The sequence below is a fragment of the Bradyrhizobium sp. SZCCHNS1050 genome, assembly GCF_032484785.1.
Taxonomy (GTDB): domain Bacteria; phylum Pseudomonadota; class Alphaproteobacteria; order Rhizobiales; family Xanthobacteraceae; genus Bradyrhizobium.
Genome location: NZ_JAUETR010000001.1, coordinates 2180491 through 2196760, shown reverse-complemented (window position 1 = coordinate 2196760; position 16270 = coordinate 2180491). Strand labels below are relative to the sequence as shown.

Sequence of the window (16270 nt, the reverse complement as noted above, 5' to 3'; positions counted from 1 at the left end):
ACACGGGGAAGGACATCATGAAGCAGCTGAATTCGTGCGCGCTGGCGCTGGTCGCAATAGTCTGCCTTGCAGGCGCGGCGCGGGCCGGCGAGATCTCGGACAATGTCGTACGCGTCGGCGTGCTCAACGACATCTCCGGCATCTTCCAGGACACCAACGGCATGGGCTCGGTCGAGGCCGCGCGCATGGCGGCGGAGGATTTCAACGGCGGCGGTAAAGGCATCAAGGTCGAGATCGTCTATGCCGATCACCAGAACAAGGCCGATGTCGGCTCGGCGATCACGCGCAAATGGCTCGATGTCGACAAGGTCGATGCCGTCGTCGACGTGCCCAACTCGGCCGTGGGCCTCACCGTCAACGAGCTCTTGCGCAACAGCCGGATGACGTTCCTGGCGTCGTCGACCGCGAGCTCCGATCTCACCGGCAAGGCCTGCTCGCCGAACACCATCCAGTGGGTCAACGACGCCTGGGCGACCGGCAACACCACGGCGGCTGCGATGATGGGCCGCGGCGGCAAGGACTGGTACTTCATCACGGTCAACTATGCGCTCGGCCAGGGCATCGAGGCGGAGGCCACCAACTACATCGAGAAGCACGGCGGCAAGGTGCTGGGCTCGGCGAAGCATCCGCTCGGCACGACGGACTTCGCCTCGTTCCTGCTTCAGGCGCAGGGCTCGAAGGCCAAGGTGATCGGCCTGGCGAATGCCGGCGGCGACACCATCAATGCGGTCAAGCAGGCGTCCGAGTTCGGCATCCAGCAGGGCGGCCAGTCGCTGGTCGCGTTCCTGCTGTTCATCAACGATATCCACGGCATGGGCTTGAAGGCGGCGCAGGGCCTGCAACTGCTCGAAGCGTTCTACTGGGACATGGACGACGATACCCGCGCCTTCGCCAAGCGCTTCGCAGCGCGCCCCGGCATGAACGGCAAGATGCCGAGCGGCAACCAGGCCGGCGTCTATGCCTCGACGCTTGCCTATCTCAACGCGGTCGCCGCCACCGGCAGCGATGATGCCAAGGACGTCGTGCCGCAGATGAAGACGGTGAAGGGCAAGGACAAACTATTCGGCGATGTGACGATCCGGGCCGACGGCCGCGTGGTGCACCCGATGTATCTGTTCGAGGTGAAGAAGCCGGAGGAGTCGAAATATCCGTACGACTACTATCGTCTGGTCTCGACGATTCCGGCCGAGCAGGCGTTCCGCCCGATCGCCGATGGCGGGTGTGCGCTGGTGAAGTGATGCGTTCGTGGGGTAGCGAGCAAGTGATATCCACGAGTGACATCTAGAAGTAGATGCCGCGAGAGCCGCTGCTCTTCAGTTGCTCCGTCATGCCCGGGCTTGTCCCGGGCATCCACGTCGAGCGGCGACTATCGAGCCGCGTGGATGGCCGGGACAGGCCGGCCATGACGGCGCGGGGAAGGCGACTTCCTCTCATGACCTTCTTCCCGACCCTGCCGTCTGCTGTGCTGCAGTATCCTTAACACGCACTATAGTTCTTGCCTTTGCCCGTTTCCGGGAATTATGGTGCATGGATCGATGGCGCGCAGGATCAGCACCGCGCGACGAATGCTGCGGCGAAACGCCGCCGCTGGTCGTGCTGCTGCGTGGCGGCGACAAAACAACGATAAGAACGATTTGTTTGAGGGGAGGGAAGACCATGAAGAGCTTCTGGCTGGCGAGCGCCGCAGCGCTGCTGTTTTCGAGCACCGCCTTTGCCGGCGACACCATCAAGATCGGCTTCGTCTCGACGTTCAGCGGTCCGACCGCCGTGATCGGCAACGACATGCGCAACTCGTTCGAGCTCGCGCTCGACCATCTCGGCCGCAAGATCGACGGCAAGCCGGTCGAGGTGATCTACGAGGACGACCAGCAGAAGCCTGACGTCGGCAAGCAGAAGACCGAGAAGCTGGTGCAGTCCGACAAGGTCGATTTCATCGTCGGCTACATCTGGTCGAACGTGCTGCTGGCCTCGCTCAAGACCGCGGTGGATTCCCAGACCTTCCTGATCTCGGCCAATGCCGGCCCGTCGCAGCTCGCCGGCGAATTGTGCTCGCCCTACGTGTTCTCGACCTCCTGGCAGAACGACCAGACGCCCGCCGCGATGGGCCTCTACATGAACCAGAAGGGCGTCAAGTCGGTGTTCCTGATCGGGCCGAACTATGCGGCCGGCAAGGACATGCTGGCCGGCGTGAAGAGCACCTTCAAGGGCCAGGTCGTCGGCGAGGAATATACGGTATGGCCGAGCCAGCTCGACTTCTCCGCCGAGCTCTCCAAGGCGCGCGCCTCGGGCGCCGAATCGATCTTCGTGTTCTATCCCGGCGCGGCCGGCGTGCAATTCCTCAATCAATATTCGCAGGCCGGCCTCAAGGAGAAGATGCCGCTCTACACCGCCTTCACCGTCGACGAATTGTCGCTGCCGCTGCAGAAGGACAATGCGATCGGCGTGCCCGGCGCCCAGGAATGGGTCAACGACCTGCCCAACGAGCAGAACAAGAAGTTCGTGGCCGACTACCGCAAGAAATACACCGGCCTGCGTCCGACCTATTACGGCGCCCAGGCCTACGACGCGGCCCAGCTGATCAACAGCGCCGTGGTTGCGGTCAAGGGCGACACGTCCAAGAAGGACGCGATGAAGGCCGAGATGGAGAAGGCCAACTTCAAGTCGCTGCGCGGCTCCTTCAAGTTCGGCAACAATCACATCCCGATCCAGAACTTCTACCTGCAGGACGTGGTCAAGGACACCGAGGGCCAGCTCTCGCTGAAGACGGTCGCCACCATCGTCGAGAACGACCAGGACCGCTTCCACGACAAGTGCCCGATGAAGTGAGCGAAAAGAATTCCGAGCCAGAGGACGAAACAGGCCTGGAATTTGCTTGAAGCTTAAAACATCTCCGGCCTAAGATCGGGACGGACATGGCGGCAGCGCCTGGAACGGGTTCTGCCGCCGTCTTTTTGAGCGTGAAGTGAGGGGCATGCTTCTCGTCGTCGAACAATTCCTGAACGGGCTGCAGTTTGGACTGCTGCTGTTCCTGCTGGCCGCCGGCCTGACGCTGGTGTTCGGCATCATGGACTTCGTGAACCTGGCCCACGGCTCGCTCTACATGATGGGCGCCTATTTCGCGGCGACCTTCGTAGCCTGGACCGGCAGCTTCGTGCTCGGCGCCGTCGTGGCACTGGGAGCCACGCTTCTGCTCGGCATCGTGCTCGAATTCACGGCACTGCGCCATCTCTATGGGCGCGACCATCTCGACCACGTGCTCGCGACGTTCGGTCTGATCCTGTTCTTCAACGAGGCGGTCCGGCTGATCTGGGGCCCGGCGGGACTGGCGCTGCCGCTGCCGTCCTGGCTCGCCTTCCCGGTCACGATCCTGCCCGGCATCCAATATCCCGCCTATCGGCTCGCGATCATCGTCGTGGCGCTGCTGGTGGCGCTGCTGCTCTATCTCGGCGTGATGCGGACGCGGATCGGCATGCTGATCCGGGCCGGCGCCTCCAACCGCGAGATGATCGGTGCGCTCGGCATCAACATCAAGCTGCTCTATACGCTGGTGTTCGGCCTCGGCGCCGCGCTCGCCGGCCTGGCCGGGCTGATGCAGGCGCCGATCCTCACGGTGCAGATCGGCATGGGCGAGAACATCCTGATCCTCGCCTTCGTCGTCATCGTGATCGGCGGCATCGGTTCGATCCGCGGCGCCTTCATCGCGGCGATCATGATCGGCCTGATCGATACCATGGGCCGCGCCTTCCTGCCCAATCTGCTGCGCCAGGTGCTGAACTCGGCGGCAGCTTCCACTGCGGCGCCGGCGATGTCGTCGATGCTGATCTACCTCCTGATGGCGATCGTGCTGGTGGCGCGGCCTGAAGGTCTGTTTCCGGCCAACCGCAGATGAAATCCTCGCTCAACGTTTCGACCATCGTGGCCATCATCGTCGTGGCCGGCCTGGTGCTGCTGCCGGTCTATTCGAACCTCTCCGGCAACATCTTCATCCTCACGCTGTTCACCCGCATCGTGATCCTGGCGCTGGCGGCCGTCAGCCTCAACCTGATCATGGGCTATGGCGGCATGATGAGCTTCGGCCATGCCGCCTATCTCGGCATCGGCGGCTACGCCGTCGGCATCCTGGCGCAGGAGGGCATCGGCTCCGGCTATGCCCAGTTCGCGGTCGCCATCGCGGTTTCGGCGCTCTATGCGCTGGTCATCGGCGCGCTCTCCTTGCGTACCCGCGGCGTCTATTTCATCATGATCACGCTGGCCTTTGCGCAGATGGCCTACTATGTCGCGTCCGGCCTCGCCCGTTACGGCGGGGATGACGGGCTCACCGTCTACAAGCGCAGCGATTTCGGCGGCCTGATCAATCTCGGCAACCGCGTGCAGTTCTATTATCTCTGCCTGTTCTGCCTGCTTGCCGTCGTGGTGCTGATCTGGCGGATCGTCAATTCGCGCTTCGGCCTCGTGCTGCAGGGCCTGCGCTCCAACGAGCAGCGCATGCAGGCGATCGGCTTCCCCTCGAAGCGCTACAAGCTGGCGTGCTTCGTCATCGCCGGCATGCTCTGTGGCCTGTCCGGCGCGCTGCTTGCCAACAACACCGATTTCGTCAGCCCTGCCGTGATGTACTGGACCCGCTCCGGCGACCTCATGGTGATGGTCATCCTCGGCGGCATGGGCACCCTGATGGGGCCGGTCGTCGGCTCGGTCGTGTTCCTGGTGCTGGAAGAGGTGCTGTCGCAGATCACCGAATATTGGGCATTGATCATGGGGCCGCTGCTGCTCCTGATCGTGCTGTTCGGCCGCGGCGGCATCATGGGCATGCTCGGGAGGTTGAACCGTGGCTGAACCTCTGCTTCGCGTCGACAATCTCGTGCGCCGGTTCGGCGGCATCGTCGCGACTGATCACGTCTGTCTCGACGTTGCCAAGGGCGAGATCCACGCCATCATCGGGCCGAACGGCGCCGGTAAGACCACGCTGATCAGCCAGCTCACCGGCCACCTGGCGCCGCATGCGGGTCGCATTTTCCTAGGGGGCCGCGACATCTCGCATTTCCCCGCCTATAAGCGCAGCGCGCTGGGGCTGGCACGTTCGTTCCAGATCACCTCGCTGCTGACCGACTTCACCGCAGCCGACAATGTCGCGCTTGCGGCGCAAGCCCATGACGGCAAGCACTCGTTCCGTTTCTTCGCCGCCGCGCGCAAGGACAAGCCGCTGCGTGCCGCCGCGCAGGCCGCGCTGGAGCGCGTCGGTCTCGGCCATCGCGCCGACGTGCTGGTGTCGAAGCTCAGCCATGGCGAGCAGCGCGAGCTGGAGCTCGCCGTCGCGCTCGCGACCAAGCCGCAACTGCTGCTGCTCGACGAGCCGATGGCCGGCCTGGGGGTGACCGAGTCGCAGCGCATGGTGAAGCTGCTGAACGAGCTGCGCAAGGAAGTGTCGATCGTGCTGGTCGAGCACGACATGGAGGCGGTGTTCGCGCTCGCCGACCGCATCTCGGTCCTCGTCTATGGCCGCATCATCGCCTCGGGCAGACCGGACGAGATCCGGCAGAACGAGGAGGTCAAGCGCGCCTATCTCGGCGATCAGCATGTGGTGGTCGGCCATGGTTGATCTGGGGACAAGCGCCATGCTGCTCGAGGTCGACGGCATCGAGACCTGTTACGGCCTGAGCCAGGTCTTGTTCGGCCTGTCGTTGGCGATCCGTCCCGGCGAGATGGTCTCGCTGATGGGCCGCAACGGCATGGGCAAGACCACCACGATCCGCTCGATCATGGGTCTGACCCAGGCGCGCGCCGGCCTGATCCGCTTCAGCGGTCAGGAGACACGAAAGCTGCCGTCCTACAGGATCGCTCAGCTCGGCATCGGCCTGGTGCCGGAGGGACGGCAGATCTTTCCGAATCTGACCGTCACCGAGAATCTCGTGGCGGCCTCGGCCAACCGGCTCGGCGCGTCCGATCCCTGGACGCTCGACAAGATCCACGCCTTGTTTCCGCGGCTCGCCGAACGCGGCAGCAACATGGGCAACCAGCTCTCCGGCGGCGAGCAGCAGATGCTGGCGATCGGCCGGGCGCTGATGACCAACCCGAAACTCCTCATTCTCGACGAGGCGACCGAGGGTCTGGCGCCGTTGATCCGAGAGGAGATCTGGAACTGCCTGTCGCTGCTGAAATCGCGCGGGCAGTCGATCCTGGTGATCGACAAGAACGTCGAGCATCTGACCCGCATCTGCGACCGCCACTACATCATCGAGCGTGGCCGCACCGTGTGGCATGGCACGTCGGAGCAACTGATGGCCGAGCCGGAGCTGCAGCACCGCTATCTGGGTATTTGAGGCGGCGCGCTGCCGGCTATTCCGACGTGGAAGCGGATTGACTCAAATCAAGATCGCGTCGGGCGTCGGGCGTAGATTTTGCTAGCTGCCCCGACATGCGCTGATTTTTCGCATTGAGGCGCGGCTTGGACGGGACTATTTTTCCAGGGTAGTAGTTTGTTTTTCCTTTTATCAGAGGTTGAACAAATGCGTGCACCTCGTATCCGAATCGAATCACCGCAGAAAGCCGTGGCCGGCCTGCGCGGCTTCTGGTCTGTTCATTCCGACCTTGAGACGGGGCTGTGTCTCGCCTTCATGCTGATCGTCGGAGTCATCGTGAAAATGACACCGCCACTCTAGACCTCAGCGACGGAACGGGATGTACTTCTGGTACTCCTTCGGCACCCGGCTGCGATAGCGCGACGGCACCGTGCCGCTGCGCAGGGAGTCCTCGACTTCCTTGCGCGTGCTGGTCCTCGTCCGCTTCTTCTTCGGCGCGGCCGCCTCGCTGGCCGGCTTGGCGTCGCCAGGTTTCTCGGCCGAGGCGGCTGGTGCCGGAGTGGCTGTCGGGGTGGGGCTCGCGGCGGGAGCAGGTTGCGCCGGCGCATCGGGAGCGGGCGCGCTCTGCGCGAAGGCTGCCTCGGCGGCGAGGCTGAGAGCCAGAATGGTTGCCAATGCGATCCCGGAAGACCTGATCATATCAACGAGACTCCAAGCCACTGCGACTGACGGGCCTGCCTGATGATGTCGCCCCCCGTGCACCGGACGGTTCATGCTGTCGTTGCATGGCCGGCGTCGGCTGACGCGCCACCTCGCCCAAGAAGAATTCTGTGTGCCGAATTTTTGAGCACAGCGTGCCGCTGGTTCCGTTGAATCGCAAGCATTTTTCCCTGGCACGCGGATTGCTCCCCTCGTTGCTCAGAGTTGGCAGCTAGGGTTCCGGTTCTCCATCGAGAATGCTGGTCCGAGAGCAGCCGCCAGGGGAGAGCCCTGGTGCACGGCGGGATAAAAACCCGGGAGACCTCAGTGGCCGCGCTTGGCAGGCACGAGGTTCTTCATGCCAGTCCGCGGTCAGAAAACCGATGAGGGACTGGACATGGGAAAAGCGCGAAATCTGTTTGTTGCACTGCTCGCTGCATCGACGCTGGCGACCGCATCGCTGTCATCCGCGTCAGCTGAGAAGAAGAAGGAATTCAACATCGCCTGGACGATCTATGTCGGCTGGATGCCGTGGCCCTATGCGGCCGAGTCCGGCATCGTCAAGAAGTGGGCGGACAAATACGGCATCTCGATCAAGATCACGCAGATCAACGACTACGTCGAGTCGATCAACCAGTACACCGCCGGCAAGTTCGACGGCGTCACCGTCACCAACATGGATGCGCTGACCATCCCCGCTGCCGGCGGCGTCGACACGTCGGCCATCATCATGGGCGACTACTCCAACGGCAATGACGGTGTCGTGCTGAAGAAGGGCAAGACCATGGCCGACATCAAGGGCCAGAAGGTCAACCTCGTCGAGCTCTCGGTGTCGCACTATCTGCTGGCGCGCGGCCTCGAGACCGCGAAACTGTCCGAGAAGAACATCAAGACCGTCAACACCTCGGACGCCGACATCGTCGCCGCCGCGAAGTCGCCGGACACGACGGCCGTGGTCACCTGGAATCCGCAACTGCTGGAGGTGAAGGCCGAGCCGGGGGCAACGCTGGTGTTCGATTCCAGCAAGATCCCAGGCGAGATCGAGGATCTCCTGGTCGTCAACAGCGCGACGCTCAAGGACAATCCGGAGCTCGGCAAGGCGCTGGTCGGCATCTGGTACGAGACCATCGCGCTGATGAAGGACCAGAGCGAGAAGGGCAAGGCCGCGCGCGAGGCGATGGCCAAGCTGTCGGGCACCGATCTCGCCGGCTTCGAGACCCAGCTCAAGACGACGTTCATGTACTACGAGCCGAAGGACGCGCTCGCCTTCGTGACCGGACCGGAATTGCCCAAGATCATGGATCTCGTGCGCACCTTCTGCTTCGATCACAACCTGCTCGGCGAGAACGTGAAGTCGAAGGACGCGGTCGGCATCTCCACGCCGACGAAGGCGCTGGGCGCGGCCAGCAATGTCAAGCTGCGCTTCGATCCGACCTTCATGAAGATGGCGGCCGAAGGGAAGCTCTGATCCGCTTCCTGGACCGCCGCCGGTGCCACCCCTCATCCTGAAGAGCTTGCGCGAGCGCAAGCATCTCGAAGGATGAGGCCCACATCGGGGCCTCATGGTTCGAGACGGCGCTGACGCGCCCCTCACCATGAGGATTGAGGGAGCCTGTTGATGCCGCGTGCCATGAACGTCGTTCCGAACCGGGGCAGCCGGCTGTTGCTGGCCCTGTTGCCGTTCCTGCTGATCGCGCTGATCTACGTGGTCGGATCGGCGCAGCGGCGCGCGGACAATCCCGACGACAAGCTGCTGCCGCCGGTCTCCGAGATGGTCGCGACCTCCAAGCGGCTCGCGACCGAGCCGGATCGCCGCTCCGGCGACTACGTGCTGTGGTCCGACACGTCGGCGAGCCTGCAGCGCCTCGCGCTCGGCCTCGGCATTTCCGCCGCCATCGGTCTCGTGCTCGGACTCGCCATCGGATTGCTGCCGGTGGCCGGCGCCGGCTTCGGCACGCTGATTGCGGTTCTGTCGATGATCCCGCCGATGGCGGTGCTGCCGGTTCTGTTCATCGTGTTCGGCCTCGGTGAGCTGTCCAAGGTGGTGCTGATCATCATCGGCGTCACGCCGACCCTGGTGCGCGACCTCTCGCTCGAGGTGCAGAACATGCCGCGCGAGCAGCTGATCAAGGCGCAGACCCTGGGCGCCTCGACCTGGCAGGTCGCGATCCGGGTGGTGCTGCCGCAAATCATGCCACGCCTGATCCAGGGGCTGCGGCTCATGATCGGGCCCGCCTTCCTGTTCCTGATCTCGGCCGAGGCGATCGCCTCCGATGTCGGACTCGGCTACCGCATCTTCCTGGTCCGCCGCTATCTCTCGATGGATGTGATCCTGCCCTACGTCGTCTGGATCACGTTGCTTGCCTACATCCTCGACTACGCGCTGGTCTGGTTCGGACGGCACGCCTTTCCGTGGGCATATGCGCGAGGGAGCCGCTGATGAGCACGCTCTCCTTCCGCAACGTCTGGGTCGAATACGGCAACCAGGTCGTGCTCGAGCGCATCAATCTCGAGATCGCCTCCGGCACGTTCCTGTCGATCGTCGGCCCGTCCGGCGCAGGCAAGAGCACCTTCCTGCGCCTGGTCCTCGGCCAGGAGAGGCCGAGCCAGGGCGCGGTGCTGCTCGACGGCCGGCCGTTTCCGGCCGAGCCCGGACCGGACCGCGGCATCGTGTTCCAGCGCTACTCGGTGTTCCCGCATCTGACCGTGCTCGGCAATGTGCTGCTCGGCTACGAGCTTGCCGGCAGCCCGTTCACGGCGCGGCTGTTCGGATCGGCGCGCAAGGCGGCGATGGAGAAGAGCCTCGCGCTGATCGAGGCCGTCGGCCTGGCCGAGCATCGCGACAAATACCCAAGCGCGTTGTCCGGCGGCATGCAGCAGCGCCTGGCTATCGCGCAGGCCCTGGCGAAGCAGCCGCGCGTGCTGCTGCTCGATGAGCCCTTCGGCGCGCTCGATCCCGGCACCCGCGCCCAGATGCATGCGCTGATCAAGCCGCTGTGGCGCCAGCACAACATGACCATCGTGATGGTCACCCACGACATCAAGGAGGCGTTCGGGCTCGCAACGCGGCTGATCGCGCTCGACCGTCCGCGCAAGGATCCGCAGGCGCCGGAGCGGTTCGGCGCGCGCATCACCTACGATCTCGATCTCACCCGCGACAGCGCCGTGCCCGTGCTCGGATTCATCCGCGCCAGCCTGCAGGCGACGCAATAGTCAGTTCAAGAAACGTCGAAAGAAACGAAGGAGAGTCTCCCATGTCATTCCCATTCATGCGCCGGTCGCGCCGCGCCGGATTGCACTCGCAGCGCCGGTGCATGCGCCGTCACCATCCGGACTTCGACAAGATGGCCACGCAAGGCTGGCAGGCGCTGGAGGCCGAGGGCAAGCTGCCGACCAACGGCTGGCGCAAGGAGCGACAATGGGCGCTCGACATGGGCCTGCCCGGCGCCGACACGCTGACGGACCGCGACATCCCGACCTTCGCCCGCGGCGAGCTGCCGCATTTCGCCGGCATCAACACCTTCATGAAGGCGCCGTATGTCGAGAACGTCCGCGACGTCGGCAAATACGACGCTGCGGTGATCGGCATCCCCTTCGATTCCGGCACCACCTATCGGCCCGGCACCCGCTTCGGGCCGCAGGGCATCCGCCGCATCTCCGCGCTCTACACGCCCTACAACTACGAGCTGGGCGTCGACCTGCGCGAGCAGATGACCTTGTGCGATGCCGGCGACGTCTTCACGATTCCCGCCAATCTGGAAAAGAGCTTTGACCAGATCAGCCGCGGCGTCGCGCATGTGTTCTCGTCCGGCGCGCTGCCGATCATGCTCGGCGGCGATCACTCGATCGGCTTTCCCTGCGTGCGCGGCATCGCGCAGTGCACCGACAAGAGGATCGGCATCATCCATTTCGACCGCCACATCGACATCCAGGAGAAGGATCTCGACGAGCGCATGCACACCACGCCATGGTATTGGGCGACCAACCTGCCGAACGTGTCGCCGACCAATCTGGTGCAGCTCGGCATCGGCGGCTGGCAGGTGCCGCGCGAGGGCGTCGAGGTCGCGCGCAAGCGCAACACCAACGTGCTGACCATCGCCGACATCGAGAAGATCGGCCTTGAGAAGACCGCCGAGATCGCGCTCGAGCTGGCCTGGAAGGATGCCGACGCGGTCTACATCTCGTTCGACGTCGACTCCATCGATTGCGGCTTCGTGCCCGGCACCGGCTGGCCGGAGCCCGGCGGCTTCCTGCCGCGCGAGGCGCTCAAGCTGTTGGGTCTCGTCGCCGCCGAGGGCCTGTGCGGGCTCGAAGTGGTCGAGGTCTCGCCGCCCTACGACACCTCCGACATTACCGCGCTGATCGGCGTCCGCGTCGTCGTCGAGGCGCTCGGCTCGATGGTCGCCCACGGCAAGCTTGGCAGCCACAAGCATATCATCAACAAGCCGGTCAGCTACTGAGGTCCGCGATGCGTCATCATCACCACCATCACGGCCATCATCATGATCATCACCACGATCATGGCCACGACCATCATCACGACCATCCGACGCATGGCCCCGGCCACAACCATCCGCACGGCCACCGTTCGCCGGTGCAATGGCAGACGCCGCATCAGCCTGAGGGCGCCAAGCCTGCCGCGGTGGTCGAGCCGGATCTCGACAAGGTCGAAGCCGCCTTCGTCGACGGCTTCATCGCCGCGCCGGATCCGACCAGCTTCCTGCGGCTGGCGCGGGTCCCGTTCGAGATCCTGCGCGACGGCACGAGCCTCAAGCTGCTGCGCGTCGAGATCGACGCGCTGACGGACGTCGGCAGCCTGACGCCGCATCTCGGTGGCGTCACCTTCCGCTACGATCCGCTGCCGTCGAACTTCATCTCCCGCCGCCGCCGCCTGCGCTTCGTCTATTTCGATGGCGCCAGCCTCAAGCCGCTGACCTATGCGGAGCTGCGGGAGATCGAGTGACCAGCTCAGAACTCAAGGCAGCGGCGTTCGCTTGAGCGCCGCTGCAAGCGCCTCGAAGCGACCGGTGACTTCCGGCAGCACGAATGCGCGCACGGTCGAGGCCGCCGCGACGCCGATCACCAGCACGATGACATATTGGGCGGCGAGCAGCAGCGTGACGCGCCGGAGCCAGTGCGATCGCGGGCGCTCGGCGGCGCGCGCCGCGACCGGCGGCGGCGCATCGGAGGCGATCAGCCAGTCATCGTGCTCTTGCGAGGATTCGGACATTGCTCAGTGCCCCGAGAGCAATTGCTCAAGGCGCGATTTGAGCTGCCTGTTGGCGCGCTCCTGCAGGCGCAAGGCGCGCGCCGTTTCGAGATCGATCACCTCGCCATCGTCGTGAAGGAAGGCGAGGCCGGCGCCCGCGCCGTCGCGCCACACCATCTGCGCCGGTCGTGACCATCCGCGCCGTTCGATGCTGATCTCGACGCGGTCCGGCAGCAGCACGCTGCCCTCGAGCTCGACCTTGACGCCGCGGTGGTTGAAATTGCGCACGACGCAGGCCAGCGTCGAGCAGCCTGAATTGAAGGTCAGCACGCCGCCATAGTAGACGCGCTGGCGAGCCTCGCGACGACGATTTTGCATCCCACGTCCTCCAGTGACTTAACGATTGATTAATCAATCGGAGGGTGTGTGGCGAGTCTCGCCGGTATTGAAATGTGGGTGGTGGTTAATGCGTACCGGACGCTTGCGGCGCGATCGAAGTCGCACGACGTCTCACGCCCGCGCGAACATCCGGGCGTCGCCAGTCAGCACCGGCTTCACGGCTTCGCCCAGCCGTGCGGCCGCCGCTTCGACCGACAGTCCCGCCGTATCGACCACCGCATTGGCCCTCGCGTACAGCGGCTCGCGGCTCGCCAGGATGTTGCGCAGCTCGGCCATCGCCGAGCGGTCGTCGGCCATCGGGCGGAGGTCGCCCTGCTTACGCACGCGCCCCATGTGCTCCTCCGGCTCGGCCTTGAGCCAGATCGTGTAGAACGAGGTCAGGATCAGGTCGAAGGTGACCGGCTCGGAGACGATGCCGCCGCCGGTCGCCAGCACCATCGGCTCCTTGCGCGCGAGCAGTTGCACCAGGGCGGCCTGCTCCATGCGGCGAAAGCCTTCCTGGCCGTAGAGCGCGATGATCTCGGCAACCGAAAGCCCGTTCTGCCGCTCGATCTCCTTGTTCAGCTCGACGAAGCTCCAGCCGATCCGCTCCGCCAGCATCTTGCCGAGCGTCGACTTGCCGGCACCGCGCAGGCCGATCAGCGCAATGCCTGAGAACGAACGCCGCAGCGGCGCCGATGCGCCCCCGGCAAGCAGCTCCTTGACCTCGGCGATCTGGCTCGGGCTCGCCTTCTTCAGGAGATCGCGAATGACCGGCCAGTCCGGCGATGGCTCGCCGCCGGGGATGATGTCGTCGAGCGGCGCGTTGATCGCGTTGGCGATGCGGCGCAGCAGCACGATCGAGACATTGCCCTTGCCGCTCTCGAGCTGGGCGATGTAGCGCTCGGAAATCCCGGAGACCTCGGCCAGCACCTTGCGCGACATGCCGGCGAGGCCGCGCATCCGCCGCACCCGCTGGCCCAGCTGGTCGAGGAAATCGGTCTCGGCCGCGGACTGGCCGTCGTCGCGCGGGGCATCGCTGTGTGGCGTCATATCCCTGAGGCACTCTTTTGAGTAGGAAACATAATGCCGGGGAGGATTGACAGCAAGCGATGTTGGTGGCCTTGTATGAATTATAATTCAAAAATCCGGGGAGAATGCCGTGAAGTCGTACAATGCGGTATCGTGGCTGCTTGACCGCAATGTCGAGGCGGGGCGCGGCGACAAGCTCGCCTACACGGACACGGTCTCGGAGCTGACCTATCGCGGTCTGCAACAGCAGACCTGCCGCGTCGCCAACATGCTGCGCCGCCTTGGCGTCCGCCGCGAGGAGCGCGTGGCGATGATCATGCTCGATACGGTGGATTTCCCCGCGGTGTTTCTTGGCGCCATGCGCGCGGGCGTCGTCCCGGTGCCGCTCAACACGCTGCTGACCTCTGAACAATACGCGTATGTGCTCGCCGACTGCCGCGCCCGCGTGCTGTTCGTGTCCGAGGCGCTGTATCCGGTGGTGAAGGACATTGTCGGCCGGATGCCGGATCTCGATTGCGTCGTCGTGTCCGGCGCCAATGCCTTCGGCCACAAGCTGCTCACCGAGGAGCTCGCGCGCGAGAGCGATCAGTTCGACACGGTCGCGACCCACGAGGATGAGCCTGCGTTCTGGCTGTATTCATCCGGTTCGACCGGCATGCCCAAAGGCGTGCGCCATCTGCACGGCAATCTCGCCGCAACGGCCGAGACCTATGCCAGCCAAGTGCTCGGCATCCGCGAGAGCGATGTCTGTCTGTCAGCCGCAAAGCTGTTCTTCGCCTATGGCCTCGGCAATGCGCTGACCTTCCCGCTGTCGGTCGGCGCAACTACGATCCTCAACTCCGAGCGCCCGACGCCGGCGCTGATGTTCAAGCTCCTCAACCGCTACAATCCGACCATCTTCTACGGCGTGCCGACCTTGTTCGCCGCGATGCTGCACGATGAGTCGCTGCGCCATGAGAAGGCCGGCAGCGCTCTGCGCATCTGCACCTCGGCCGGCGAGGCGCTGCCGGAATCGGTCGGCAATGCCTGGAAGGCGCGGTTCGGCGTCGACATTCTCGATGGTGTCGGCTCGACCGAGCTGCTGCACATCTTCCTGTCCAACGTGCCCGGGGACATCAAATACGGCTCATCGGGGCGCCCCGTGCCGGGCTATCAGGTTCGTCTTGTCAACGAGGCAGGCCAGGACGTGCCGGACGGCGAGGTCGGCGAGATGCTGGTGCATGCACCGTCCGCCGGCGAGGGCTACTGGAATCAGCGCCACAAGACCCGCTCGACGTTCGAGGGCTATTGGACGCGCACCGGCGACAAATATGTCCGCGACGCCGACGGGCGCTACACCTTCTGCGGCCGCTCCGACGACATGTTCAAGGTCTCTGGCATCTGGGTGTCGCCGTTCGAGGTCGAGAGCGCGCTGATCACGCATCCCTCGGTGCTCGAGGCTGCCGTGGTGCCGGAAGCCGATCCGGAGGGGCTGTTGAAGCCGAAGGCCTATGTCGTGCTGCGCCCGAGCGTCGATCGCTCGACCCTGCACGAGGCACTGAAGGAACACGTCAAGCAGAAGATCGGCCCGTGGAAATATCCGCGCTGGATCGAGGTGGTGGACAGCCTGCCGAAAACCGCGACCGGCAAGATCCAGCGCTTCAAGCTGCGTGAGGGAGCGGGTCAGTAGTTGGCCCCACTCTCGGAGTGGTCCTGCTCTTGGTTGTCGTCATGGCCGGGCTTGACCTGGCCATCCATTCCGCCTCGACAAGAAAGACGTGGATGCCCGGGTCAAGCCCGGGCATGACGAAGGAGAGAGTGACCCGTGCAGCTTTCATCGAACGGCTTCCTCACCATCGATTCCGCCGATCTCGAATATCGCCTGATCGGTCCGCAGCCCTCTGACGCTCCGTGCATCGTGCTGCTGCATGAAGGGCTCGGCTCGGTCGGGTTGTGGGGCGACTTTCCCGACAAGCTCCAGCAAGCCACCGGCGTTTCCGTGTTCGTCTATTCGCGCGCGGGCTACGGCGCCTCCAGCCCGGTGTCTCTGCCGCGGCCGCTCGACTACATGCAGCGCGAGGCGCGCGATGTGCTGCCGAAGCTGCTCGATCAAATCGGCTTTCAGCGCGGTCTTCTCGTCGGCCATTCCGATGGTGCGTCGATCGCGGCGATCTACGGGGGCAGCCACGCCGACCATCGCCTCGACGGCATCGTGCTGATCGCGCCGCATGTGGTCGTTGAGGACATCTCTGTGTCGTCGATCGCCGCGATCAAGACCACTTACGAAACCACGGAACTGCGCACCAAGCTCGGCCGCTGGCACAAGGACGTCGACAACGCGTTTTACGGCTGGAACGGCGCCTGGCTCGATCCGGCATTCCGGGCCTGGGATATCACCGGCGACCTCGCCTACATCCGCGTTCCCGTGGTCGTGATCCAGGGCGTCGACGACCAGTACGGCACCATCCGCCAGGTCGAGACCATCCAGGAGGAGTGCTACTGCCCGGTCGAGGTGACGATGCTGCCCAACACCGGCCATTCCCCGCATCGCGAGGCGCCGGACGCCACCTTGCGGGTCATTGCCGAGTTCGCGGCCGCGACCTTGCCGGCCCCGGCATCACGAACATGAAACAAAGTGCATGTTTCGGCTTTTTGTCGTAGACGACAGCCATAACAT

At 64.5% G+C, this 16270-nt stretch carries 17 protein-coding genes and 1 riboswitch; of the genes, 13 read left to right on the top strand and 4 right to left on the bottom strand.

Annotated elements, in window-relative coordinates:
- Positions 1–17: 17 nt before the first annotated feature.
- The 6 genes from QX094_RS10015 (at position 18) to QX094_RS09990 (ending at position 6317) form a co-directional block, all read left to right on the top strand.
- Entirely contained in the window at positions 18–1238 is a 1221-nt protein-coding gene (locus QX094_RS10015) for an ABC transporter substrate-binding protein (RefSeq protein ID WP_315717119.1), read from the top strand.
- A 418-nt stretch (positions 1239–1656) separates the two neighbouring features.
- The gene (locus QX094_RS10010) at positions 1657–2826 is read left to right on the top strand and encodes an ABC transporter substrate-binding protein (protein ID WP_315717120.1); all 1170 of its coding nucleotides are present in this window, start codon (positions 1657–1659) and stop codon (positions 2824–2826) included.
- Between the two features lie 145 nt (positions 2827–2971).
- Entirely contained in the window at positions 2972–3889 is a 918-nt protein-coding gene (locus QX094_RS10005) for a branched-chain amino acid ABC transporter permease (protein ID WP_315717121.1), read from the top strand.
- A complete protein-coding gene (locus QX094_RS10000; RefSeq protein ID WP_315827950.1) occupies positions 3886–4833 on the top strand; it encodes a branched-chain amino acid ABC transporter permease in 948 nt (315 codons plus the stop codon). Before QX094_RS10005 ends, QX094_RS10000 begins: the two co-directional genes overlap by 4 nt.
- On the top strand, positions 4826–5596 hold the full coding sequence (locus QX094_RS09995; RefSeq protein ID WP_315717123.1) for an ABC transporter ATP-binding protein: 771 nt from the start codon (positions 4826–4828) through the stop codon (positions 5594–5596). The genes QX094_RS10000 and QX094_RS09995 overlap by 8 nt, the downstream gene beginning before the upstream one ends.
- A 16-nt stretch (positions 5597–5612) precedes the next feature.
- A complete protein-coding gene (locus tag QX094_RS09990; protein ID WP_315751202.1) occupies positions 5613–6317 on the top strand; it encodes an ABC transporter ATP-binding protein in 705 nt (234 codons plus the stop codon).
- Between the two features lie 342 nt (positions 6318–6659).
- Here QX094_RS09990 and QX094_RS09985 read toward each other — a convergent pair whose 3' ends face one another.
- Complete coding sequence (locus QX094_RS09985; protein WP_315717124.1) at positions 6660–6995, bottom strand: hypothetical protein; 336 nt, start codon at positions 6993–6995, stop codon at positions 6660–6662.
- 221 nt (positions 6996–7216) lie between these two features.
- A riboswitch (guanidine-I (ykkC/yxkD leader) is annotated at positions 7217–7318 on the top strand.
- Positions 7319–7392: 74 nt separating this feature from the next.
- Between QX094_RS09985 and QX094_RS09980 the strand changes: the two genes are divergently transcribed.
- The 5 genes from QX094_RS09980 (at position 7393) to QX094_RS09960 (ending at position 11958) form a co-directional block, all read left to right on the top strand.
- Complete coding sequence (locus tag QX094_RS09980; RefSeq protein ID WP_315717125.1) at positions 7393–8463, top strand: putative urea ABC transporter substrate-binding protein; 1071 nt, start codon at positions 7393–7395, stop codon at positions 8461–8463.
- A gap of 150 nt (positions 8464–8613) precedes the next feature.
- Positions 8614–9435, top strand: a complete 822-nt coding sequence (locus tag QX094_RS09975; protein ID WP_315717126.1) for an ABC transporter permease — start codon at positions 8614–8616, stop codon at positions 9433–9435.
- Positions 9435–10208: an ABC transporter ATP-binding protein gene (locus QX094_RS09970; protein ID WP_315717127.1), complete on the top strand. Its 774-nt coding sequence runs from the start codon at positions 9435–9437 to the stop codon at positions 10206–10208. Before QX094_RS09975 ends, QX094_RS09970 begins: the two co-directional genes overlap by 1 nt.
- 41 nt (positions 10209–10249) lie before the next feature.
- On the top strand, positions 10250–11455 hold the full coding sequence (locus QX094_RS09965; RefSeq protein ID WP_316165610.1) for an agmatinase family protein: 1206 nt from the start codon (positions 10250–10252) through the stop codon (positions 11453–11455).
- Positions 11456–11589: 134 nt separating this feature from the next.
- Positions 11590–11958 (top strand): hypothetical protein, encoded by a 369-nt coding sequence (locus tag QX094_RS09960; RefSeq protein ID WP_315717174.1) that lies wholly within the window; start codon positions 11590–11592, stop codon positions 11956–11958.
- A gap of 12 nt (positions 11959–11970) precedes the next feature.
- On the opposite strand, the gene QX094_RS09955 is transcribed toward QX094_RS09960, so the two are convergent.
- From QX094_RS09955 to QX094_RS09945, 3 genes are all read right to left on the bottom strand, one after another.
- A complete protein-coding gene (locus QX094_RS09955; protein WP_316173223.1) occupies positions 11971–12225 on the bottom strand; it encodes a hypothetical protein in 255 nt (84 codons plus the stop codon).
- Positions 12226–12228: 3 nt separating this feature from the next.
- On the bottom strand, positions 12229–12582 hold the full coding sequence (locus QX094_RS09950) for a PilZ domain-containing protein (protein ID WP_315717130.1): 354 nt from the start codon (positions 12580–12582) through the stop codon (positions 12229–12231).
- 132 nt (positions 12583–12714) lie between these two features.
- A complete protein-coding gene (locus QX094_RS09945; RefSeq protein ID WP_315717131.1) occupies positions 12715–13635 on the bottom strand; it encodes a helix-turn-helix transcriptional regulator in 921 nt (306 codons plus the stop codon).
- Positions 13636–13744: 109 nt separating this feature from the next.
- Between QX094_RS09945 and QX094_RS09940 the strand changes: the two genes are divergently transcribed.
- Both QX094_RS09940 and QX094_RS09935 read left to right on the top strand, forming a co-directional pair.
- Positions 13745–15283, top strand: a complete 1539-nt coding sequence (locus QX094_RS09940; RefSeq protein WP_315827954.1) for a benzoate-CoA ligase family protein — start codon at positions 13745–13747, stop codon at positions 15281–15283.
- 135 nt (positions 15284–15418) lie between these two features.
- Positions 15419–16222: an alpha/beta hydrolase gene (locus tag QX094_RS09935; protein WP_315751226.1), complete on the top strand. Its 804-nt coding sequence runs from the start codon at positions 15419–15421 to the stop codon at positions 16220–16222.
- Positions 16223–16270 lie beyond the last annotated feature (48 nt).